The organism is Allorhizobium borbori (assembly GCF_014196535.1).
GTDB lineage: Bacteria > Pseudomonadota > Alphaproteobacteria > Rhizobiales > Rhizobiaceae > Ectorhizobium > Ectorhizobium borbori.
Genome location: NZ_JACIDU010000001.1, coordinates 13,301 through 36,628 on the forward strand (window position 1 = coordinate 13,301; position 23,328 = coordinate 36,628).

A 23,328-nucleotide genomic window follows, 5' to 3' on the forward strand; every position below is an offset into this window, starting at 1 on the left:
ACAGGATCATCCCTTCAGCGCCGTATCGGCCCAGTTGGACACGGCCCAGCGCGGATTGCTCGGCACGTTTTCCACCGTGTCGCGCGCCACCGTGATGAAGCCCCATTCGGCGACGTTGATGAGTGGCAGGTCGGCTACCACCTGCTTCTGGAAATCCTTGTAGAGTGCCGTTCGGGCGTCGGTGTCGATGGTTTCCGCCGCCTTGGCAATGATGCTGTCGAGCGTCGAGCTGACATAACCGCCCTGATTGGAAAAACCGACGCCTGCGGGAAGGCCGGACTGGACGAGAATGGTGGTCGAGATGGCCGGATCGCCCCGGAAAACCGGCGGTGCCACCGCCAGATCGAAAGCATGATCGGTATAGACCGCCTTCTGGTGGGCGGCGGAATCGTTGTTCACCAGTTCCGCGTCGATGCCGATGGCCGCGAGCGCCTGCCGCAGATAGGCGCCGAACTGGCGCGTCTCGTTGAAATACGGGGCCGGCAGGAGCTTCAACGAGAAGCGCTTGCCATCGGCGCCCGCCTTGTAACCGGCCTCGTCCAGCAGGGCGTTGGCCTTGGCCACGTCGAAATCATAGGTCGGCACGTCTGCGGTGTAGAATTCCGGCGCGTTCCTCGGCACCGGGCCGGTGGAGGCGGCGGCATAGCCGAGGAAGATCGTATCGACCACGAACTTCCGGTCGATGGCGTGCGCAATCGCCTGGCGCACCTTGAGATCGGCGAGTTCCTTGCGGCGGTGGTTGATTTCCACGATGAGCTGATAGGTGAGTGCCTCATAGCCCCTGGAAATGACCTTGATGCCCGCAACCTTGGAAATGCGGGCGAGATCGGCCAGCGGCACGGCGGAGAAGGCGGCGAGCTGGATTTCCTCTGCCTCCAGTGCCGCGCCCGCACCGGCGCGGTCGGGCAGGACGCGATAGACGATTTCATCGAGAAGCGGCGCCTGCTTGTTCCAGTAGGCCTCATTGCGGGTCAGGCGGTAGTATTCGCCCGGCTTGTATTCCGTGAATTTGAACGGACCGGTGCCGACAAGTCTGGTATTGGCCGGATTGGTGGCGATATCCGTGCCCTCGTAAAGATGCCTGGGAATGACGCTGGTCGCGACCGGCAGCGCATTGCGGATGAGCTGGAACGGCGTCGGCTTCGAAAAGCGGAAAATGGCGGTCGCCGCATCCGGCGTTTCCACTGTTTCGAGATTGGCGAAGACCGAGCGGCCGATATTCTGCAGCTTCTTCCACACTTCGAGCGCCGAGAAGGCAACGTCGGCGGAGGTGAATGGCTTGCCATCGTGCCAGGTCACGCCTTCGCGCAATTTGAAGGTAACGGAACGCCCGTCCTGCGCCCCTTCCCAGGACACGGCCAGACGGGGCTCGAGCCCGTCCTTGCCGTCATAGGAGGCTTCGGCCAGCGGTTCGATGACCTTGCTGGCGATGTAGAAGACGCCATTGGAGGCGACGATCGCCGGATTGAGGTTTTTCGGCTCGGAATCGGCAGCAACAACGAGACGACCGCCCTTTGCAGCGGCGGCCATGACCGCGATCGGAGCAGTCGAGGCGAGCAGGCCGAGGGCTGCGCCCTTCAAAAGGCCGCGACGGGAGAGGGTGAGGACAGTCATGACATACTCCCTGTTCGGAGAGCCGTCGTGCAAGGATAGGAACCTGGCGGCGGCGCCGGAAAGCGGATGGAACGAGGCAGCCAGTTTCGGCTTTGCTCCAGCGAACTTACAGGGACGAAATTCCGGACGGCAATCCCCCGGAGAATAATTTTTCCCTTCGACAGATCGCGCCCGGCCGGAGGATTGTCATATACATATAAATAATTATATGTATTGAACGGGCGGCTTCAATGATCCGCCCGTCCCTTTCAGCTTTAATCCGTCTTCCGAGGAGTACCCCCGTCATGAACATCCGTCCCGTCGATGCCAGCTACCACGTCAGCGGTCAGGTTTCGCCCAAGGATATCGGGAAGATCGCGGAGGCGGGTTACACCGCCGTGATCTGCATGCGTCCGGACGGCGAGGGTTTTTTCCAGCCCGCCTTCGCTGAGATCGAGACCGCCGCTCGTGCTGCCGGCATCCCCGCGCATTACCTCCCCGTCGTTCCCGGTGCGGCTCCGATGGACCGGGCCAAGCAATTGGGCGCGATTTTGCGGCAGACGGAAGGGCCGGTTCTGGCCTATTGCGCCTCGGGTGGCCGCTGCGTCATGCTTTACCAACTGGCTCAGCAGGCGGGCGGCTGAATTCTTGATCCGAATTTCACTCCGACGTTCCGGCCCTTTACCCCCCGGACCGTCGGAGTTTATCAAAAACGGCCTGCGGCCAGCTTTCGATAAATTGTTTCGAGATCGTTGCCCGCCCGCTCCAGAAGCCGCCGCTCCCAGTCGAGCGAGGTCCGGAGGATCAGGTTGAGGTCGTTGTAGCGCGGCGCCCAGCCAAGCTCCTGACCAATCAGCCGGGCGTCGGCGATGACACTGGCGAGATCGCCGGCGCGGCGCGGACAGAAATTCACCTTGAAGTCGCAGTTCTCGATGTCCATCACCGCCTGCAGCACTTCGAGCACCGAGAAACCCTGCCCATAACCGCAATTGGCAACCAGCGGCGCGCCACCGGCACGCAGGTAGGTCAGCGCCGAAAGATGCGCCTCGACCAGATCGTTGACATGGATGAAGTCCCGCACGCCGGAACCGTCCGGTGTCGGATAATCCGTGCCGTAGACATCGATGTGATCGCGCGCGCCAAGCGCCGCCTCGCAGACGACCTTGATCAAGTGGGTCGCGCCCTTGGTGGATTGACCGGTGCGGCCCTGCACGTCTGCGCCGGCAACATTAAAGTAACGCAGCGTCACATAGTTGAAGTCATAGGCCGCGGCTGTGTCGCGCAGCATGATTTCAGACATCAGCTTCGACAGGCCATAGGGAGTTTCGGGACTGACAACACCACTTTCCGGCACGGGACCCGCCACCGGCTGACGACCATAAACCGCCGCCGTGGACGAGAAGATCATGTGCGGAATGCCGGCAGCCACTGCCTCATCAATCAGCGTGCGCGTGTTGGCCGTGTTGTTTTCGTAGTAACGCAGCGGATGAGCGACAGATTCCGGCACGACAACCGAGCCGGCGAAGTGCAGGATGGCGTTGATCCTGTTTTCGCTGAAGATCTGTTGAAGAATCGTCCGGTCCCCGACATCACCCAGATAAAACCGGGCATCCGGCGCAACCGCCCAGCGGAACCCGGTCGAGAGCCGGTCGACAACGACGACATCCTCACCCGCATCCAGCAAGGCCCAGACCATGTGACTGCCGATATATCCAGCCCCACCCGTAACCAAAACAGCCATGACTTACTTCCCTGTCTTTTCTTATGGAAAGTAAGATTGCACGGCTCCATTCAAAATTGGTTATTTCAGAAGTTACACACCAGAAATGGGAGTGTTAATTCAAATCTATACTTAAAGAGATTTTGAAGAATTCGGTAGAATTTTATCTTTTGGCGGCGAAACCCCTGTTCCGCCGCCAAAATGGGTCAGAGCTTGCGGATGTAATCGGCAAGACGCGCGGCGGCTTCACGCACCTGAGCGGGGTTGCGCAGGAAGCAGGCGCGCAGCATCACCTCGCCGCCCGCCCCGAAGGCCGTTCCAGGCGCCAGCGCCACCGCCGCCTTGTCAACGATATCGAAGGCCGCCTGGCGGCTGTCGGTGATGCCATCGATCTTCAGGAAGGCATAAAGCGCGCCGTCCGGTTTCAGCGTCTCGACCCGATTGGTGGCCAGCAGCGTATCGCAAAGAATGTCGCGGCCCTGGCGCGCCCGCTCGATATTCTCGCGCACGAAGTCGTCACCGTCATTCAGCGCCACGACGGCGCCGCGCTGCATGAACTGCGCCACGCCGGAATTGGAATACTGCACGAGGTTTTCGATCACCTGGCCGAGTTCCGGCGGGGCCACCAGCCAGCCGACGCGCCAGCCGGTCATGGACCAGTTCTTCGAGAAGGAATTGGCGAAGATGATGCGGTCGCCCTCTTCCATGATGTCGAGGAAGGAAGGCGCGCGCCGCGCGCCTGCGAAATGATAGAGGCTGTAGATCTCGTCGGCGATAATCCACAGACCATGCTTGCGGGCCAGCGCCAGAATAGCGGTGAGATCGTCGCGGTTCGCGGTCCAGCCGGTCGGGTTCGACGGCGTATTGATGAACAGTGCCCGCGTCCTAGGCGTGATCGCGGCTTCCAGCTTGTCGAGATCGACCACCCAGCGGCCACCCGTGAAGGACAGCGTGACCCCCTTCGGATGCGCGCCCGCCAGTTCCGTGGCGGAAATGATGTTCGGCCAGATGGGCGAGAGGTAGATGAGTTCGTCGCCCGGCTCCGTCACGGCCTGAACGGCCAGCGCGATGGCATGCATGCCCGAACCGGTGACATAAAAATGGTCGGTCGAAAGCCGCTTGTCGAAATGGCGCGCATAATAATCGGAGAGCGCCTGGCGCAGCTCCGGAATGCCCCGCTGCCAGGTGTAGAAGGTCTCGCCGTTCTTCAAGGCTTCGGCCACGGCGTCGCTGATGAAGGAGGGCGTGGGCAGGTCGCCTTCGCCGGCCCAGAGCGGAATCAACCCTTCACGGCCACGGGCATAGGTGATGACTTCGACAATGCCGCTTTCGGGGGCGGCAAGCGCGCGGGGGCTCAGGCTTTCCAGAACCGTCACGGGGCTCTCCTTGATCGGTGTTTTAAAAATGACAAGGCCGGAAACGGTGTTCCGGCCTGCGATGCCGACAGACGGCATCCGTTTTTGTGTTCTAGCCCAAATGCCATGAAAAATCCCATGACATTCCGTGCGGCACCGATCTATTCCCGTGATGGATCAAGGTCGGCGCACGCCCGGACCCGGCAACCGGATCAGCTTTTCTTGAGAAGGTCGCGGATTTCGGTCAGGAGCTGAATGTCGGCCGGCGGAGCAACAGGTGCTGCGGGCTCTTCGACCTTCTGCTTTTCAACGGACAGGCGCAACTTGTTCACGGCCTTCACCATCAGGAAGATGATCCAGGCCAGGATGAGGAAGTTGATGAGGACGGTGATGAAGTTGCCATAGGCGAAGACGGCGCCCTGTTCGCGGGCGGCGGCCAGCGTCGCGGCGTTTACGTTGGAACTCAACGGCAGGAAGTAGTTGGAAAAGTCGAAACCGCCGAAAATCGCACCGACGATCGGCATGATGATGTCATCGACCAGTGACGAAACGATCTTGCCGAACGCGCCGCCGATAATCACGCCGACTGCGAGGTCCATCACATTGCCCCTGGCGATGAACGCCTTGAATTCATTCAGCATATTACCCACTCCTTGGTTAAATTCCGAGCCCCTGACCCGGCGCGGCGAACGCGTCATGCTTCGCCGCTGCGCCGGATTGACTATTAGCAGAAAGACGTATCGTCCACAGCGAATTTTTCAATGGATTCCGTCCGAAGCCGGTTGCTTCCACGACCCGGCCGTCAAACCTAAGACTTAAATACGGACAATTTCCTTGCGTTGCGGTTTGACCTGTCCCTATAGGTGATCTCAACCGATCAGCGGCGACCCGGAGGAGACATGCTCGCAGGCTGGATCATTTTGGCGGCCGCGTTTGCCTATCTTCTGCTGCTGTTTGCGGTGGCAAGCTATGGCGACCGTCGGACGCGGGAGAAGGGCGTCCCTGAGAAGGGGCGACCGACGGTCTATGCCCTTTCGATCGCGATCTACTGCACGTCCTGGACTTATTTCGGCGGCGTGGGGCTTGCGAGTGCCCGTGGCCTCGAATTCATGGCGATCTATATCGGCCCGATTCTCGTCTTTACGCTCGGCATGCCGGTGCTCCAGCGCATCACCGCGCTCGCCAAGGCGGAAAAGCTCACCTCCATCGCCGATTTCATTGCAGCGCGCTATGGCAAGAACCCGGCAGTGGCAACCATCGTCGCGCTCATTTCGCTGGTCGGAGCCATTCCCTATATCGCGCTTCAGCTCAAGGCCGTGTCCGGTTCGGTTTCGGCCATGGTCGATCCCGCCGCCTACGGCATCGGCGACGGCAACCTTTATTTCGTCGATCTCGCGCTGCTCGTCACCGCCATTCTCACGGTCTTCGCCATCATCTTCGGCACGCGCCACACCGATGCAACAGAGCATCAGGATGGCCTCATCCTCGCCGTCTCCATGGAATCGCTGGTCAAGCTGGTCGCCTTTGGCACCGCCTGCCTTGCGGTGGTGTTCCTCATCTTCGACGGGCCGGCCGACCTCTGGGAAAAGGCGCTTTCCAACCAACGCGCCATGCAGGCGCTGTCCTACCAGACGCCCATCAGCCGCTGGCTGGTGCTTATCATGCTTTCGGCCTTCGCCATCATTCTCCTGCCGCGCCAGTTCCATGTGACCGTGGTGGAAAACCGGACGCCTGAGGAACTTCGCCGCGCCGGACGGCTCCTGCCGCTCTATCTCGTCGCCATCAACCTCTTTGTGCTGCCGGTCGCCATCGGCGGCGTGATCGTGTTCGGCGGTACCGGCAATGCCGACCTCTATGTTCTGGCACTGCCCTTTTCCCATGACATGAAGCTGGTGACGCTCATCACCTTCATTGGCGGTTTTTCCGCCGCCACCGCCATGGTCATCGTCGCGTCGGTGGCGCTGGCCATCACCGTGTCAAACGATATCGTCATGCCGATCCTGCTGCGCCAGCGCCTGATCGGCAGGCAGAGCCAGCGCGACGACTTCGCGCGTACGCTGCTCAACATCCGCCGTACCGCGATCCTCGCGATCATGATGCTCGGCTATCTCTATTACCGCTCGGTCAATGTCGAGACCGGCCTTGCCTCCATCGGCCTGCTGTCCTTTGCGGCGGTGGCGCAGATGGCGCCGGCATTGTTCGGCGGCCTGGTCTGGCGGCGGGCAAATGCCCGCGGCGCTATTGCGGGCCTCACCTCCGGTTTCTTCGTCTGGGCCTATCTGCTTTTCGTGCCGAGCCTTGGCGGACCGGACAACAGCCATGTGGCGGCGGCCATTCTCGGCTTCCTGTTCCCCGGTATTTCCGCCTTTCACTCGGAGCATTCGGACCCGCTGGTCACCGTCTCCATCCTGAGCCTGCTGGTGAACTGCACCGCCTTCGTGCTGGGCTCGCTGTCGCGCAACCCGAAACCCGTGGAGCGTATCCAGTCCGGCATCTTCGTGAAGCGCCACTCGCGCTCTCAGTTCGCCACGCGCGGCTGGAAGACCCGCGTCAATGTCGGCGATCTCAAGGTCGCCATCGCCCGCTATCTCGGCGACGAGCGCATGATGCGCTCCTTCGAGAACTACGAAAAGAATATCGGCCGCAGGCTGGAGGACGACCAGCCCGCCGATATGGCGCTCATTCATTATTCCGAACAGCTTCTCGGCAGCGCCATCGGCTCTTCCTCGGCACGGCTCGTGCTGTCACTCATCCTGCAAAAAGCCGAGGACACCTCCGCCGACACCGCCTGGCTGCTCGATCAGGCATCGGAGGCCCTGCAGTATAACCAGGACATGCTGCAGACCGCACTGTCGCAGATGGACCAGGGCATCGCCGTCTTCGACAGTTCGAACCGCCTGACGATCTGGAACCGCCGATTCCGCTCGCTGCTTGACCTGCCGGAGCATATCGGCCAGGTCGGGTTCCCGCTGACCGAGATCATCGCCATCCTGACCGAGCGCGGCGACATCGCACCGGACGAACCGCAAAAGCTTGTCTCCACCTTCCGCACGCTGGATGCGCCCTTCCCGCTGGTGCTGTCTGGCGGCGAGCGCATCATCGAGGTGCGCTCCAACGCGATGCCCGACAAGGGCATCGTGGCGACCTTTACCGATATTACCCAGCGCGTGGAGGCAGACCGGGCACTGAAGCAGGCAAACGAAACGCTGGAACAGCGAGTGAGCGAACGCACCGCGGAACTGACCCGCGTGAACCGCGAACTGGCCGAGGCCCGCGCCAGCGCCGACGAGGCGAATATCGGCAAGACCCGCTTCTTCGCCGCCGCCGGCCACGACATTCTTCAGCCGTTGAATGCCGCACGTCTTTACTCCTCCTCGCTGGTGGAGCGCATGGGCGATTCCGAAAACAGTTCGCTGGTACGCAACATCGATTCGGCGCTGGAATCGGTGGAGATCATTCTCGGCGCCGTTCTCGACATTTCGCGCCTCGACACCGGCGCCATGAAAGCGCGCTTTTCCTCCGTCGATCTCAACGAACTGCTGCAGCGCGTCGAAACCGACTTCGCACCCATGGCCCGTGAAAAGAACCTTGAATTCGTGGTTCTGCCGACGAAGCTCAGAACCCGCTCTGATCCCAATCTCCTGCGCCGGCTGGTGCAGAACCTTGTATCCAACGCCATCAAGTACACGATCTCCGGCAAGGTCATCGTCGGCGTGCGCAAATGGGGCAACGAGACGGTCATTCAGGTCACGGATTCCGGCATCGGCATCCCCTCCTCCAAATTCCGCACCGTGTTCAAGGAATTCGCCAGGCTGGATCAGGGGGCCCGTACGGCTTCGGGCCTCGGGCTTGGCCTCTCCATCGTCGATCGCATCGCGCGGGTACTGAACCACCGTGTCGAGCTTCTGTCGCGGCCCGGCAGGGGAACGACCTTCCGCGTCTTCGCGCCGCTCGACCTCACCGTGCCGCAGCCGCAGCCGGTGGTCGCCTCCCCCGCGCCGGAGCCGGCCATCCAGCCGCTGCGCGGCTTCCGGGTGCTCTGCATCGATAACGAGCAGGCCATTCTCGATGGCATGTCCATGCTGATTTCGGGCTGGGGCTGCGTCGTGCAGACGGCGGGTTCGGTCGAGGCGCTCGATACGGTTTTTGCAGACAATCCGGACGCGCCCGACCTTGTGATCGCCGATTACCATCTGGACGATGGAAGCGGCATCGGCGCCATTCTGCGACTGCGCGCGCTTTACGGGCGCGACATTCCAGCCCTTCTCATCACCGCCGACCGGACGCAGGAAGTGCGCGGCGAGGCAGAGAAGCACCATATCGGCCTGCAGCACAAGCCGGTTCGCCCGGCCGCACTGCGCGCCTACCTCACCCAGGTGGCCGGCCAGAAGAAAATCGCAGCAGAATAAGGGAGGCGGCTGGAATTCGGCCATATTCACCCGATGTAAGACGACGCTTTGTTCTCAACGGAATTGCCGCGCGATGAAATTCTCCTCGCTTGCCCCGGCCACGCGCAGCCTTCTGGCGCGACTGGCGGAACCTCTTGCCTTCGCGGCCGCCCTTGGCGTGTTCGGCCTTGTCGTCTTCGCACTCTATCGCCTGACCGGTGAAGTGCGCTATGACGACGTCGTCGCCTCCCTTGTGGCAACGCCGGTCTCCGACCTGCTGCTGGCCGTATTCTTCACCGGCCTTTCCTATGCCGCGCTCGTGGCCTACGATTTCAATGCGCTGGCCTATATCCATCGCAACAAGGTGCCGCCCGTCACCGTCGCCATGACCGCGTTCTCGGCCTATGCGGTCAGCAACTCCGTCGGCTTCGGACCGTTGAGCGGCGGCGCCATCCGCTACCGGGTCTATACGAAGTTCGGCCTCTCGCCGGAAGATATCGCGCGGATTGTCGCCTTTGTTACGTTTTCCTTCGGCATTGGCCTTGCGACCGTGACCGCGCTGGCAGTGCTGCCGGTTGCAAACCACCTCGGCAGCGCAATGGGTCTCGACCCACTGGCGCTTCGAACCGGCGCCGTGGTCGCGCTCATCCTGATTGCAGCCCTCGCCTGGCTCGGTCACCGCGGCAAGCCGTTGAAACTGGGCAAACTGACTCTGACCCTGCCGGATACGGCCACCGCAGCCCGCCAGTTCCTTGTCACCGCGCTCGATATCGCCGCCTCGGCCAGCGTGCTCTACGTGCTGATGCCACATACCGGTCTCGGCTGGCCGTCCTTCCTCGCCATCTATGCGGCGGCGATCGGTCTTGGCGTGCTATCGCATGTGCCGGCAGGTCTCGGTGTTTTCGAAGCGGTCATGGTGGCCGCGCTCAGCGGCGGCGATGCCGGCGTGGAACAGATCCTCTCGGCGCTCGTCTTATACCGCATCATCTATTATGTGCTGCCGATGGTCACCGCCATCGCCATTCTCTCCGTGTCGCTGGTGCGGCCGCTGGCAACCCGCCTTCCGGTCGCCGCCCTCGCCCAGTTGGCGCCGGTGCTGACCTCGGCGCTTGCCTTCCTGTGCGGCACGATGCTGGTTCTCTCCTCCGTCACGCCGACACCGGACGTCAATCTCGACTTCCTCTCCGATGTCCTGCCGCTACCGCTTATCGAAGGCGCGCATTTCCTCGCCTCCATCCTCGGCCTCGTGCTGATCCTTGCGGCACGAGGGCTTCAGCAACGGCTGGACGGGGCGCTGGTCGTGGCCATCGTGGCGAGCCTTGCGGCCATCGTCTTTTCGCTGGTCAAGGCCGCCGCCGTAGTGGAAGCCGGGCTTCTGGCCCTTCTGGTGTTCAGCCTTGTGGCGACCCGTCACCGCTTCGATCGCCGCGCCTCGCTGATCAACCAGCCGCTTTCGCCACCCTGGCTCTTCGCCATGCTGGTGGTTCTGGCCGGCGCCTGCACCATTCTGTTCTTCGTCTATCGCGATGTGGAATACAGTCACGACCTGTGGTGGCAGTTCGAGTTTTCCGAGGAAGCACCGCGTTCGCTGCGCGCAGCCCTTGGTCTTGCCATCTTCGGCACCGCCGCCGGTCTTTTCGCACTGCTCAGGCCCGTGGTTCACCATATGGCGCCCGAAGAAGCCCATGGGGTGGAAAGGGCCACCGCCATCGTCATGACGCAGGACGTCGCCGACGCCAATCTGGTTCGCATGGGCGACAAGCGCGTGATGTTCTCGCACAGCGGCAAAAGCTTCCTGATGTATGGCTGCTACGGGCGCTCGTTCATAGCCTTCCTCGATCCGGTGGGCGAAGCGGACGAACTGCCCGAACTCGTGTGGCAATTCGTGGAATTTGCCCGTGCCCAAGGCGGGCGTGCCGTCTTCTATCAGGTTTCGCCCGCCATTCTCTCGCCTTTGGCCGATGCGGGGCTTCGCGCCTTCAAGCTCGGTGAACTGGCAGAGGTGCGGCTGGACACCTTCGACCTGAAGGGCGGTCGATGGGCGAACTTGCGCCAGTCGGTCAGCCGCGGCGAACGTGACGGGCTGACTTTTGCGCTTCTTCCGCCCGAGGCCGTGCCCGCGGTGATGGAGGACCTGCGCGCCGTTTCCGATGCCTGGCTTGCCGAGCATGACAGCCGCGAGAAGGGCTTTTCGCTGGGCATCTTCGATCCCGATTACGTCGCTTCCCAGCCGGTCGCCGTGCTTCGCGTCGAAGACCGGATCGTCGCCTTCGCAACGGTCATGGTCACGGATACCAAGGCCGAAGGAACGGTGGACCTGATGCGCTTCCACCCGGATGCGCCGAAGGGGGCGATGGACTTCCTGTTCGTGAAGATCATGCTGCATTTGCGCGAAGAGGGTTATAGCACCTTCAATCTCGGCATGGCGCCGCTTGCCGGCATCCGCAAGCGCGAGGCGGCGCCCGTCTGGGACAGGCTGGGCGGCGCGGTCTATGATCTCGGCGAACGCTTCTATAATTTCAAGGGCCTGCGTGCCTTCAAGCAGAAGTTCAATCCCCATTGGCAACCGCGCTATCTCGCCGTTTCAGGCGGCGGAAACCCGCTGATTGCCCTGATGGACGTAACCCTGCTGATCGGCGGTGGTATAAAAGGAGTCGTCGGAAAATGATGAAACACGCAAGCCTGGTTGCAGCCGCCCTGCTCTTTCCCTGCGTTGCCTTTGCCAGCGATCCGGCTCCGCTTGATCTCGGGATGATGCCTGAACCCCATGTCAGCCAGCCGACAGGCCCGGTGAAGTCGGCTGTGGTCCTGCTCTCCGACGCCGCCGGCTGGGGGGCGAAGGAGGATGGTGTTGCCGCCGAACTTTCGCAAGAGGGCGCGCTTGTCATCGGCGTCGATTTTCCCGCCTATCTCGCCAAACTGAAAGTCGATGACGGCGATTGCGTCTACACGATTTCCGACATCGAATCCGTAACACAGCAGATCGAGCGGAACATGGGTGTCGCCACCTATCGCCCCCCGGTGATCGCCGGCATCGGCGAAGGCGGGGCGCTGGCGCTGGCCATGGCCGCCCAGACACCGCCCGCAACGGTGGCGGCAACGGTGGCGGTCGATCCGCTGGCCGGCATTCCGCTCGCCAAGGAACTCTGCACCCCGGCGGACAAAAAACTGGAGGGCGACCGGTTCGTCTATGCGCTGACGGAAGGGGCCCTGCCGGATCCTGTCAGCGTCATTTTCACGAAGAAGGCGGATGCGGCTGGCCGCGCCCATGCCGAAACGCTGAAAAAGGACTGGCCGGATGTGGAACTGGCCGACAGCGACAAGGAGGCGACGGCAGCGCTGACAGAGAACCTTCTGCCGCTGGTCGAAAACCCGCCGTCCGTCGAGGAAACGCTCGGCCTGCCGCTAACCATTCTCGAAACCAAGCCCACCATGGATACGATGGCCGTCGTCGTCTCGGGCGATGGCGGCTGGCGCGATATCGACGCGGAAGTGGGTGCGGAATTGCAGAAAAACGGCGTACCCGTCGTCGGTCTGGATTCCCTCCACTATTTCTGGACCAAGCTGACGCCCGCGCAGGTGGGGCGCGATCTCGCCCGTATCATCACCCATTACCGCGTGGAGTTCGGCGTGAAGCATGTGATGCTGGTCGGCTATTCCTTCGGCGCGGATGTCATGCCCGATGCCTATGATCGCCTGCCGGCGGCCCTCAAGAACGACGTTTCGCTCATATCGCTGATGGCCATGTCCGGCTATGCCGATTACGAGATTTCGGTGATGGGTATCATCGGCGCCAGCGATGCGAGCGACGGCACCGCCGTCATGGACGCTGTGGCGAAGATCGACCCGAAGAAGCTGCAATGCATCTATGGCAGCGATGAGGAAGACGACCCCTGCCCGACGCTCGCCGACAAGGGCGTCGAGACGATCCGCATCGAAGGCGGACACCATTTCGACGAGGATTATCCGGCGCTGGCGCAGAAGCTTATTGCAAGCCTGAAGGCCCGCACTGGAAAGTGACACAAACGCAAAAAGCCCCGCAAGAGCGGGGCTTTTTCGTATTCGGTGCGATCAACGGTAAGGCGAGACGCACTGGGCGCGAACACCGGCGCGCGGGACATAGGTGTTGTCGTAGGCGCGATAGGTACGATAACGCGCCGAGCACCACTGAACGTGGCGCGCCGGCATGGCGTAAGCCGGGCGCGGGGCGGTCATGGCGCCGCCGATGATCGAGCCGATGGCGAAAGCGGCGAGCGGATACCAGTAACCGTCGTTATGGCGGCGATAGCCGGGACGGTAATCCCGATAGCCGCGGTGGCCTCGATACCAGCCGTAACGATCCCGGCGGTCACGCTCCCAGCGATTGTGGTGCCAGCGATCACGCGGATGCGGCCGATACTGGACGTCCTCGACATTCGTTGCAGGCTTTGCAATCGGCAGGGGCACATTGAAGGCCGCAGCCGGGGTCAGCGAGGTCGCCACCAGCGCAAAGCCGAGCGACACAATGGTGAAGAACCTGAACTTCATTTTCATGGTCATATCCTTTCCTTCTCCTGAGCGGATAACGGCCAAGTCCGCCAAATGGTTCCCGGAAATGAAACGGCCGCGGAGTTTACCCGCGGCCACCGACATTTTTTGGCAATCAGGCAGCCTGTTCACTCGCCCCCCAGGGGTTGAAGCGCCCATAGAAGGTTTCCCCCTTCTCCGCCATTTCCTTCAGAAGGGGCGTTGGCCGGAAATGCGCGCCGTAGTCCTTAGCCAGCTTTTCGGCGAGCGCCACAAAGGCCTTCACGCCCATGCCATCGATGTAGGACAGTGCGCCGCCCGTATAGGGCGCAAAACCGAAACCGAGGATGGAGCCGACATCGGCCTCGCGCGGATCGGTGACGATGCCCTCTTCCATCGTGCGCGCGGCTTCCAGCGCAATGGTCACGAGGAAGCGTTCCTTGAGAACGTCCATGTCGACATCATCCGGCTTCTGCTGCGGGTAGAGGGCCTTGAGGCCGGGCCACAGCGACTTCTTCGCCGGCTTTGGCGGGTAATCATAGAAGCCCTTGCCGTTTTTGCGGCCGAAGCGGCCTTCCTGTTCGACAAGCCGCGTTACCAGTTCCAGATGGCGCGGATCGACAGCCTTTTCGCCGAGATCGGCAACCGTCGCCTTGAGGATCTTCAGCGACAGGTCGATAGCCACTTCATCATTGAGTGCCAGCGGCCCGACCGGCATGCCTGCGAATTTCGCGGCATTCTCGATCATCACCGGCGGCACGCCTTCGATGAGCATGTTGTAGCTTTCGGCCATGTAGCGCAGCACGCAACGGTTTACATAGAAACCGCGCGTATCGTTGACGACGATGGGTGTCTTCCTGATCTTTGCGACGTAATCGAGCGCCACGGCCAGCGCCCTGTCACCCGTTTCCTTGCCGAGGATCACTTCCGTCAGCATCATCTTCTCGACCGGCGAGAAGAAGTGGATGCCGATGAAATCGGCCGGGCGCTTCGAATTCTTGGCAAGACCGGTGATCGGCAGCGTCGAGGTGTTGGAGGCGAAGATCGCGCCTTGCGACAGGACGGCTTCCACCGCCTCGATGACCGCCTTCTTCACGTCGCGGTCCTCGAACACCGCCTCGATGACCAGGGTCGCATCGGAAAGGGCCGCATAATCGGCGGTCGGCGTGATGAGGTCGAGGATCGCCTTGCCCTCATCCGCGCTCAGCTTGCCCTTACCGACGGCGCCTTTCACCGTTTCCTCGCAATGGCCCTTGCCCTTGTCGGCGGCTTCCTGATCGCGATCGACCAGCACCACCGGAATGCCGGCGGCGGCTGTGACATAGGCGACGGCAGCGCCCATGAAGCCCGCACCGACGACGCCCACCTTGGTGAACTCCGTCTTCGGTTGACCTGCCGGGCGACGCGCGCCCTTGCCGAGTTCCTGCATGGAGATGAACAGTGAGCGGATCATCGCGAAGGCGACCTTGCCGCGCAGGATTTCGGTGAAATAGCGCTGCTCGATGCGCAGGCCGGTGTCGAAGGGCACCTGAAGCCCTTCATAGACGCATTTCAGGATTGCGAGCGCGGCGGGATAGTTGCCGGCGGTCTCGCGACGCAGGACGGCGGGTGCTGCCGGCCAGAGCTGGGCCGCCGCCGGCGTCCAGATGCCGCCGCCGGGAACCTTGAAGCCGCGCTCGTCCCACGGCGCGACGGGTTTCAGGCCATCCTTGATCATCTGCTTTGCGGCCGTCACAAGGTCCGCCGCGGGCACGACCTGATGCACGAGGTTCATGGCCTTGGCGCGCTGGGCCGTCAGGCTCTGGCCGGTGGTCATCATCTGCAATGCCGATTGCGCATCGGTGAGGCGCGCCACGCGCTGCGTGCCGCCCGCGCCGGGGAAGATGCCGACCTTGACTTCCGGCAGCGCCAGCTTGACGTTCTTGCCATCGGCGGCAACCCGGCCATGGCAGGCAAGCGACAGTTCCAGCGCTCCGCCCATGCAGGTGCCATTGATGGCCGCAACCCACGGCTTGCCGTTGGTTTCGATGCGGCGATAGAGCCCGCTCATCTGCCCGACCAGTTCGAACAGCTTGGCCGCCGCAGCATCCGGGTCCCTGGCGCTTTCTTCCTGATAGAAGGAGAACATCGACTTGATCATCGAGAGATCGGCACCGCCCGAGAAGGTGGATTTGCCGGACGTGAAGACCACGCCCTTGACCGCAGCATCGGCCACCGTGGCATCGAGAATGGCGGCCAGTTCCTGCAGAACCTCGGCCGTAAACACGTTCATCGACTTTTCCGGCATGTCCCAGGTGACGAGGGCGATGCCGTCGGCGTCGGTTTCGATGGTGAAATTCCTGTAAGTCATTTTCCGTTCCTCCCTCGAAACTCAGAGACGCTCGATGAGCGTTGCCGTGCCCATGCCTGCCCCGATGCAGAGCGTGACGAGCGCGGTGTTCAGATCGCGGCGTTCCAGTTCGTCCAGCACCGTGCCGAGGATCATCGCGCCGGTGGCGCCCAGCGGATGCCCCATGGCAATGGCGCCGCCATTGACGTTCATGATGTCGTGCGACACCTCGAAATGCTGCATGAAACGCAGCACGACCGAGGCGAAGGCTTCGTTGAGTTCGAAGAGATCGATGTCGGAAATCCTCATGCCGGTGCGGGCCAGAAGCTTCTCCGTCACGTCCACCGGCCCGGTCAGCATCAGCGCCGGATCGGAACCGATATTGGCGAAAGCGCGGATGCGGCCGCGCGGCTTCTTGCCCAGGATGGCACCGCCTTCCCTGGAGCCGACAATGACACCCGCCGCGCCATCCACGATGCCCGACGAGTTGCCGGCGTGGTGGACATAGTTGATGCGTTCGATCTCAGGATGTGCCTGAATGCCGACAGCTTCGAAGCCGCCCATTTCGCCCGGCATCTGGAACGAAGGCTGGAGCGCGGCAAGCGCCTGCATGTCGGTGCCCGGACGCATATGTTCGTCACGGTCGAGAATGACGAGGCCGTTACTGTCCTTCACCGGAATGACGGAATTCCTGAAATAGCCCTTTTCCCATGAATGAGCGGCGCGCTTCTGGCTTTCCACCGCATAGGCATCGACGTCTTCGCGGCTGAAACCGTATTTCGTGGCGATGAGGTCGGCGGACACGCCCTGCGGCATGAAATAGGCGGGGAAATTCACGGACGGGTCCATGAACCACGAACCGCCGGACATGCCGAGCCCGACGCGCGACATGCTTTCGACGCCACCGGCAACCACCAGATCGTCCGCCCCCTGCGCCACCTTGGCGGCGGCGAAGTTGACGGCATCAAGACCCGAGGCGCAGAAACGTGAGATCTGCATGCCCGGCGCCTTGGTGGAATAGCCGGCTTCGAACGCAGCCGCCTTGGGGATCACCGCGCCGGCATCCATCACCGGATCGACACAGCCCATGATGATATCGTCGACCTTCGCGGTGTCCATGCCGTTGCGGTCGCGCAGGGCCTCCAGCACCTTGGCCGCTAGACGCACGGAGGGCACTTCATGCAGCGATCCGTCTTTCTTGCCGCGCCCGCGCGGTGTGCGCACATGGTCGTAAATGTAAACGTCCGTCATTTCATCCTCCCGGAAATCAGAATGCGTCGGCGGAAAGCGCCATCAGGCTGTCGGCGCCCGCTTCGATGCGCGTCTTGCGCAACGCCGTTTCCGGCATGATGCGCTCCATGTAGAACCGCGCCGTGACGAGTTTGGCCTCAAGGAAATCCTTGCGCGGATCGCCTGCCGCCAGCGCGTCTTCGGCAGCCTTCGCCATTTTCGCCCACATGTAGCCAAGAACGACCGTGCCGAAGAGGTGCATGTAATCGGTGGAACCGGCACCGGCATTGTCGGGCTTCGCCATGGCGTTCTGCATGAACCACATGGTCGCCGCCTGAAGGTCGTTCAGGCCCTTCTTCAATCCCTTGGTGAAGAAGGTCAGCTTTTCGTCGCCCCGGTTTTCCTCGCAGAAATCGCCGATTTCCTTGAACATGGCCATGACCGCACGGCCACCGTTGGCCGCCAGCTTGCGGCCAACGAGATCAAGCGCCTGAATGCCGTTCGCGCCCTCGTAGATCATGGTGATACGGGCATCGCGGACATACTGGCTCATGCCATGTTCCTCGATATAGCCGTGACCGCCGAATACCTGCTGGGCGGCCACCGCGTGGTCGAAGCCCTTGTCGGTCAGAACGCCCTTGAGGATCGGCGTCGCCAGCGAGAGCAGGTCGTCGGCCATCTGGCGCTCGACGGCATCTGGCGAGCGATGCGCGATGTCGGATTTCAGCGCCGTCCACAGCGTGAACGCGCGACCGGCTTCGGTATAGGCGCGCATGGTCATCAGCGCGCGGCGCACGTCGGGGTGCACGATGATCGGGTCTGCGGCCTTTTCCGGGGCCTTGGGGCCGGTCAGCGCCCGGCCCTGAAGGCGGTCGCGGGCATAGGACGCAGCATTCTGGTAGGCGGCCTCGCCGATTGACAGGCCCTGAAGGCCAACACCGAGACGGGCCTCGTTCATCATCACGAACATGGCGGCAAGGCCCTTGTTCTCGGCACCGATGAGATAGCCGGTGGCGTCGTCGTAATTCATGACGCAGGTGGAATTGCCGTGAATGCCCATCTTGTGTTCGATAGCGCCGCAGGCGACGCCGTTGCGGGCACCGGGCGTGCCGTCTTCATTGACGATGAACTTCGGCACGATGAACAGAGAAATGCCCTTGGTGCCTGCCGGAGCCCCTTCGATGCGGGCCAGCACGAGATGGATGATGTTTTCCGTCATCGGATGTTCGCCGGCGGAGATGAAGATCTTCTGGCCAGAGATTTTGTAGGAACCATCACCCGCCGGAACGGCTTTGGTGCGCAGCAGGCCAAGGTCGGTGCCGCAATGGGGTTCGGTGAGGTTCATGGTGCCGGACCAGATACCCTCCACCATCTTCGGCAGGTACTTCGCCTTTTGCGCGTCAGAGCCGTGCACGAGGATCGCGGCGATCGCACCCTGCGTCAGGCCGGGATACATGGTGAGCGAGATATTGGCCGACGACATGTATTCACCGACGGCGGCGTGCAGCGTGTAGGGCAGTCCCTGACCGCCGAATTCCTCCGGCACGGCAAGGCCCAGCCAACCACCCTGACAATAGGCGTCATAAGCCTGCTTGAAGCCGTCTGGCACTGCGACGGTCGCATCATCGTTGCGCTTGCAGCCCTGGCTGTCGCCTGGCAGGTTAAGCGGGAAAAACTGCTCTTCCGCCAGCTTCGCCGCCTCGCCGACGATGGCTTCCAGCGTCTCGGGACCGAGATCGGCAAAACCGGGCAGATTTCCATAATTCTGCAGGCTGAGAACATCATTCAGCACGAACAGCGTGTCTTTTACAGGCGCCTTGTATACAGGCATCGTCTACTCCTCCTCGTCATCCGGCTTCCTGCACGCGAGGCACCCGCGCGAACGCGAACCTCCTTCATACCGCCAGCCACTCCTCAAGGATCAAAATATTGACGTTTGCGTAAACGTCAAGTCAAACTTGCGCGACAGTTTTTGATCGGTGAAAAGCGCCGGCAAACTCTTTGCGCACGGCACTTTCACCAGCCGCACCCGCTTTCGGGAGCCGTTTGTTAAAGAAAACACTCCAGAAGTTAACGGGTTGTTTACCACGTTTCGTGAAATGTGAGCGTAGGCGACATTTGCCCATGAATCGGTTCGCGCGAACCGGAGGGAAAATGTCGTTTCCGGTCAGGCTCGCAACAGTCAACCCTGCTAGAGCCGCAGGACCGGGATTCCGCCTTTCGGCCCGAACAGGGCCGGTTGGGCAGCATGCCCAAATCCGGCTGTCCGCCGGATCAACGTCGAAGCGAGCAGAAACATGAACGGATCGCGATCTTCTCATCCCCGCCAAGGCGACAGGTCTTCGCTCGATGCGCTGAGCCGCACGATCGAGGGTCTGGAAGCCCGTATCGAGGACCTGATGGGAGCCCCCGGCGGCGGACGCGATCCGCGCCGAGCGCCGGAGCGCGAACGTCCGCGTGACCGCGAGATCGAACATGACCGCCGCCCGCCGCCGCCCGCCCGTGCCGCCGGCTCCTCGGTGCAGAGCGCGCTCGATGAAATCCGCCAGCGCCAGCGCGCGCTCGAGACGAACCGTCAGCCGGCCCGCGCAGCCGACCCCTATGCACCTCGCGCCAGCGAAGCCTATGCACCGCAGCCGCGCGCTGCCGAACGTTACGAGGAGCGTCCCCGCCCGCGTGACCATCGCAGCGAAGCGCCGGCCCGCGACACCACGCAGCAGGACATTGCCAAGGCGCTGGTCAATCTGCGCCACGAACTGAAACAGGATATTTCCGAAGGCGTATCGCGCGAGATCGGCGGCCTCCTGTCGGAAATGCGCGCCATCAAGTCCATGGCCGGCGACCGCCGCTATGCCGAGGACATGCGCGGCGACCTCGCCCGGCTTGCCGATGGTATCGGCCAGATCAGCCGTCAGGCCCGACCGGATGAAGCCCAGAGCCTGCGTGCCGAATTCGAAGACCTGCGCGCCATGATGGACAACCTGGCCCGCGAGGACAGCGTCCAGCGCATGGAAAGCCGCTGGAACGGCTTCGAGGAGCGCATGGGCGGCTTCAACACCGAAACGCTTCAGGACGAACTGGTGTCACTTGCCTACCGTCTTGATGACATCAAGTCCCAGCTTGGCTCGATGAACGACGTTCCGGCGATCCGCGCGCTCGAGGACCGCATGATGTCGATCGCCAGCACGCTGGACGAGATCGGCAAGCGTATCGAACCGCGCGACACCGCGGTTGCCGCCGAACAGTTCGCCGGGCTCGACCGCCGTCTGGACGAGATTTCCCGTGCCATCGCGGCCACCTCGCGCGCGGCAACACCTGCCGTCGATCCCGTTTTCCTGCAACGGCTGGAAAACCGCATCGGCGCGCTCGCCGAACAGATCGAGGATATCGGTGCTGCCGCCAGCCGCCGGCCCGACCCCGCCGTGGCATTGAACGCCCGGCTGGAATCGCTTGCCGAACGCATTGAGGATCTGGCTGGCGAACGCGCCGCCGCGCGCCTCGAAGAGCGCATCGACGCGCTTTCCGCGCTGATGGAAAGCAACCAGCGCCCGGCGCAGCAGCAGCCGGACCTGACCCGCTATCTCTCCGACATTTCCCAGAAGATCGATGCGATGGACCACGGCCTCGTCAACGATGTTCTGGCCGAACGGCTCGATCTTCTGGCCCGCCGCATCGATGAGATGGACGTTTCGCGCCATCCGGCACCGGCCTATGACGACAGCGCCATCCGTCGCCTTGAAAACCAGATCGGCGGCATCGCCGCGCGTCTGGACGAGACGGTCAACGCGCCCGTGTCCGACAACCGCGCGCTTGCCAATCTCGAAGCGCAGATCGCCAACCTCTCGCACCTCATCAGCCAGCCGCGGACCGCCAGCGGCCCGCTGACGCTTTCGCCGGAACTCGACAGCCGCATGACGGCCATCGAGGACTACATCGCGACCAGCGATGAATATATCATCGAGGCCGCCCGGCAGGCCGCCGAAGCCGTGCTCGATGGTTTCATGCGCAGTGGCGGCGTTTCCGCTGCCGCGATGCCTGCCGCCGATATCGGCGCGCTTTCGGGTCTGGCCGACGACCTGCGCCATCTGGAAGAACTGACGCGCAATTCCGAGGAGCGCACGCACCGCACCTTCGAGGCGCTGCACGATACGCTTCTGCAGATTGCCGGCCGCCTTGAACATATCGAAAGCACCCGCCCGCAAGCGCCCGTCGAGGACGGCTATGCTGAGCCGGCACCGCGCCGGCAAGCCGATGCCGCACGCACCGAAGAACCGGCCTATGCCTTTACCGGCGAGCCGCGTCGCGAAGACAGCCGCCCGATCGGCGCCAGCACCGTGCCGGTGTTCAACGATGAGGGCGACGATTTTTTCGCACCAGGGCCGACGAACGCGTCGGCCGGTCGTGAGGACCATTACGGCCCGATCATTTCCGAGGTGAAGTCGAGCGAAGGCGCCGCCGCACCCGCTGCCGGCATCCGCCCGCCGGAAATGCCGAAGCCCGTTGCCAAAGCCGCCGCGGAAAAGACGAGCCTGATCGGCAGCCTGACGAAGCGCTTCCTCAACAAGTCCAAGGAGAGCGCCGCCGCCTTCGAAGCCAGCCGTACCGTTGTCGATCCGGCCCCGCCGATTGCACCGGATGACCAGGCCATTGCCAGTGCTGCGGACGAATTTCTGGAGCCCGGCACCGGCGTTCCGGATGTGAAGCGCATTCTGGAGCGCGTGCGCGCCAGCCAGGGCCAGAACGCGGCTGCCGCCGAGGACGGTCCGGTGGACTACATTTCCGCCGCGCGCCGTGCCGCCCAGGCCGCTGCGCGCGAGCTTGGTCCGGAAAAGGGTGCCGGCAAGAAGGGCAAGGCCACCAGGGCACCGGCAAGCACTGCCGGGGAAAGTGCCCTTTCCCGCTATCGCCGCCCGCTGCTTCTGACCATCGGCGCCATTCTGCTCGTCGTCATGAGCATGCCGCTCGTCAACACGCTCCTGAACGGCAACAGCGTTCCCCCGGTCGGCGACAATACGAACCGCCCGGCGATCGAGGAAACCGTTCCGGAAAAGAAGGCGGAAACCTCGATGGCGCCCGCCGTCGAAGCACCGCAGGAACAGGCCGCAGTCGAGGCCGAAACGGCAGCACCGTCGCAGATCACGCCGGCACCCGCCGGCGATGTGGAAACCGTGCCGCTTTCGCCGGCCGGCACCGCCGCGACGGCAACCTCGACCTTCGAGGCCCAGCCGGGCACCACGACACCTGCCATTTCCGTGCCCGCCGATGTGCAGCCGGCAAGCCTTGCCGATGCCGCCCGTCAGGGCGATGCACTGGCACTGTTCGAAATTGGTGCGCGTTACAGCGAAGGCCGCGGCGTGACCGCCAACCCGCCCGAAGCGGCCGTCTGGTACAAGCTTTCCGCCGACCGGGGCTTTGCACCGGCGCAGTACCGTCTCGCCAATCTTTATGAGAAGGGCACGGGCGTTGCGCCCGATGCGGCCAAGGCCATCGAATATTACCGCAAGGCCGCCAGCCAGGGTAATGCAAGCGCCATGCACAATCTGGCCGTCATGTATGCCTCCGGTGCGACCGGCACACCGGATCTTACCGAAGCCGTCAACTGGTTCCGCCAGGCTGCCGATCTCGGTGTTTCCGACAGCCAGTTCAATCTGGCCATCCTCTATGCCCGCGGCTCCGGCGTGAATCGCGACCTGGAGGAAAGCTACAAGTGGTTCGCCATTGCCGCCAATGGCGGTGACAAGGACGCGGCGCAAAAGCGCGACGAGGTGGCGAATGCGCTGAAGCCGGAACAGCTTGAAAGCGCCCGTGCCAAGGCCGAAGTCTGGAAACAGCTTCCGCTGGACAGCAAGGCCAATGATGCGATCATTCCAGACGAATGGGCCGGCAAGGGGCTGAAAACCGCTTCGATCGACATGAAGAAGGCGATCCGCAACATCCAGGCGATCCTGAACAACAACGGTTACGATGCCGGCGCACCGGATGGCGAACTGGGTCCGAAGACCGTGACCGCCATCAAGTCTTTCCAGAAATCGGTTGGTCAGGAGCCGACCGGCAAGATCACCGATGCGCTCGTCAAGGAATTGCTGGCCCGCAACAAGTGACTTCGGACGCCACCGCTGTAACACTTTGATGAAAAAAGCGGTTTGGACCGCTCCGGGGACAGCGGGCGATTGACAGGCCATCCGGCAGGGTCAAAGATCATCTTGG

General features: G+C 62.6%; 13 protein-coding genes. 5 read left to right on the forward strand and 8 right to left on the reverse strand.

Going from position 1 to position 23,328, the window contains the following annotated elements:
- Positions 1-6 precede the first annotated feature (6 nt).
- On the reverse strand, positions 7-1,614 hold the full coding sequence (locus tag GGQ66_RS00090; protein WP_183788163.1) for an ABC transporter substrate-binding protein: 1,608 nt from the start codon (positions 1,612-1,614) through the stop codon (positions 7-9).
- A gap of 284 nt (positions 1,615-1,898) precedes the next feature.
- Here GGQ66_RS00090 and GGQ66_RS00095 point away from each other — a divergent pair, with 284 nt between their 5' ends.
- Complete coding sequence (locus tag GGQ66_RS00095; protein WP_183788165.1) at positions 1,899-2,237, forward strand: protein tyrosine phosphatase family protein; 339 nt, start codon at positions 1,899-1,901, stop codon at positions 2,235-2,237.
- 62 nt (positions 2,238-2,299) lie between these two features.
- On the opposite strand, the gene galE is transcribed toward GGQ66_RS00095, so the two are convergent.
- The 3 genes from galE to mscL form a co-directional block, all read right to left on the reverse strand.
- Positions 2,300-3,334 carry a UDP-glucose 4-epimerase GalE gene (galE, locus tag GGQ66_RS00100; RefSeq protein WP_183788167.1) on the reverse strand — a complete coding sequence of 345 codons (1,035 nt, stop codon included), beginning with the start codon at positions 3,332-3,334 and terminating at the stop codon, positions 2,300-2,302.
- Positions 3,335-3,519: 185 nt separating this feature from the next.
- Positions 3,520-4,689, reverse strand: coding sequence for a pyridoxal phosphate-dependent aminotransferase (locus GGQ66_RS00105; protein WP_183788169.1), 1,170 nt, complete (start codon positions 4,687-4,689; stop codon positions 3,520-3,522).
- Between the two features lie 191 nt (positions 4,690-4,880).
- A complete protein-coding gene (gene mscL, locus GGQ66_RS00110; RefSeq protein WP_183788172.1) occupies positions 4,881-5,309 on the reverse strand; it encodes a large conductance mechanosensitive channel protein MscL in 429 nt (142 codons plus the stop codon).
- A 258-nt stretch (positions 5,310-5,567) separates the two neighbouring features.
- Between mscL and GGQ66_RS00115 the strand changes: the two genes are divergently transcribed.
- The 3 genes from GGQ66_RS00115 (at position 5,568) to GGQ66_RS00125 (ending at position 13,076) form a co-directional block, all read left to right on the forward strand.
- On the forward strand, positions 5,568-9,077 hold the full coding sequence (locus GGQ66_RS00115) for a PAS domain-containing hybrid sensor histidine kinase/response regulator (protein WP_183788174.1): 3,510 nt from the start codon (positions 5,568-5,570) through the stop codon (positions 9,075-9,077).
- Between the two features lie 73 nt (positions 9,078-9,150).
- Positions 9,151-11,724 (forward strand): bifunctional lysylphosphatidylglycerol flippase/synthetase MprF, encoded by a 2,574-nt coding sequence (mprF, locus tag GGQ66_RS00120; protein ID WP_183788176.1) that lies wholly within the window; start codon positions 9,151-9,153, stop codon positions 11,722-11,724.
- Positions 11,721-13,076: a virulence factor family protein gene (locus GGQ66_RS00125; protein ID WP_183788178.1), complete on the forward strand. Its 1,356-nt coding sequence runs from the start codon at positions 11,721-11,723 to the stop codon at positions 13,074-13,076. The genes mprF and GGQ66_RS00125 overlap by 4 nt, the downstream gene beginning before the upstream one ends.
- 51 nt (positions 13,077-13,127) lie before the next feature.
- Here the strand turns inward: GGQ66_RS00125 and GGQ66_RS00130 are convergent, their stop codons facing one another.
- The 4 genes from GGQ66_RS00130 to GGQ66_RS00145 form a co-directional block, all read right to left on the reverse strand.
- A complete protein-coding gene (locus GGQ66_RS00130) occupies positions 13,128-13,583 on the reverse strand; it encodes a BA14K family protein (protein WP_183788859.1) in 456 nt (151 codons plus the stop codon).
- Between the two features lie 115 nt (positions 13,584-13,698).
- A complete protein-coding gene (locus GGQ66_RS00135) occupies positions 13,699-15,912 on the reverse strand; it encodes a 3-hydroxyacyl-CoA dehydrogenase NAD-binding domain-containing protein (protein WP_183788180.1) in 2,214 nt (737 codons plus the stop codon).
- A gap of 21 nt (positions 15,913-15,933) precedes the next feature.
- The gene (locus GGQ66_RS00140; RefSeq protein WP_183788182.1) at positions 15,934-17,142 is read right to left on the reverse strand and encodes an acetyl-CoA C-acetyltransferase; all 1,209 of its coding nucleotides are present in this window, start codon (positions 17,140-17,142) and stop codon (positions 15,934-15,936) included.
- Positions 17,143-17,158: 16 nt separating this feature from the next.
- Positions 17,159-18,952, reverse strand: coding sequence for an acyl-CoA dehydrogenase C-terminal domain-containing protein (locus tag GGQ66_RS00145; RefSeq protein ID WP_183788184.1), 1,794 nt, complete (start codon positions 18,950-18,952; stop codon positions 17,159-17,161).
- A 466-nt stretch (positions 18,953-19,418) separates the two neighbouring features.
- On the opposite strand from GGQ66_RS00145, the gene GGQ66_RS00150 reads away from it, so the two are divergent.
- On the forward strand, positions 19,419-23,222 hold the full coding sequence (locus GGQ66_RS00150) for a peptidoglycan-binding protein (RefSeq protein WP_183788186.1): 3,804 nt from the start codon (positions 19,419-19,421) through the stop codon (positions 23,220-23,222).
- The last annotated feature ends 106 nt before the right edge of the window (positions 23,223-23,328 follow it).

Coding starts and splice junctions, on each gene's coding strand:
- GGQ66_RS00090 (WP_183788163.1), bottom strand. CDS start 1,614: ATGACTGTCCTCACCCTCTCCCGTCGCGGCCTTTTGAAGGGCGCAGCC.
- GGQ66_RS00095 (WP_183788165.1), top strand. CDS start 1,899: ATGAACATCCGTCCCGTCGATGCCAGCTACCACGTCAGCGGTCAGGTT.
- galE (WP_183788167.1), bottom strand. CDS start 3,334: ATGGCTGTTTTGGTTACGGGTGGGGCTGGATATATCGGCAGTCACATG.
- mscL (WP_183788172.1), bottom strand. CDS start 5,309: ATGCTGAATGAATTCAAGGCGTTCATCGCCAGGGGCAATGTGATGGAC.
- GGQ66_RS00115 (WP_183788174.1), top strand. CDS start 5,568: ATGCTCGCAGGCTGGATCATTTTGGCGGCCGCGTTTGCCTATCTTCTG.
- mprF (WP_183788176.1), top strand. CDS start 9,151: ATGAAATTCTCCTCGCTTGCCCCGGCCACGCGCAGCCTTCTGGCGCGA.
- GGQ66_RS00125 (WP_183788178.1), top strand. CDS start 11,721: ATGATGAAACACGCAAGCCTGGTTGCAGCCGCCCTGCTCTTTCCCTGC.
- GGQ66_RS00130 (WP_183788859.1), bottom strand. CDS start 13,583: ATGAAGTTCAGGTTCTTCACCATTGTGTCGCTCGGCTTTGCGCTGGTG.
- GGQ66_RS00135 (WP_183788180.1), bottom strand. CDS start 15,912: ATGACTTACAGGAATTTCACCATCGAAACCGACGCCGACGGCATCGCC.
- GGQ66_RS00140 (WP_183788182.1), bottom strand. CDS start 17,142: ATGACGGACGTTTACATTTACGACCATGTGCGCACACCGCGCGGGCGC.
- GGQ66_RS00145 (WP_183788184.1), bottom strand. CDS start 18,952: ATGCCTGTATACAAGGCGCCTGTAAAAGACACGCTGTTCGTGCTGAAT.
- GGQ66_RS00150 (WP_183788186.1), top strand. CDS start 19,419: ATGAACGGATCGCGATCTTCTCATCCCCGCCAAGGCGACAGGTCTTCG.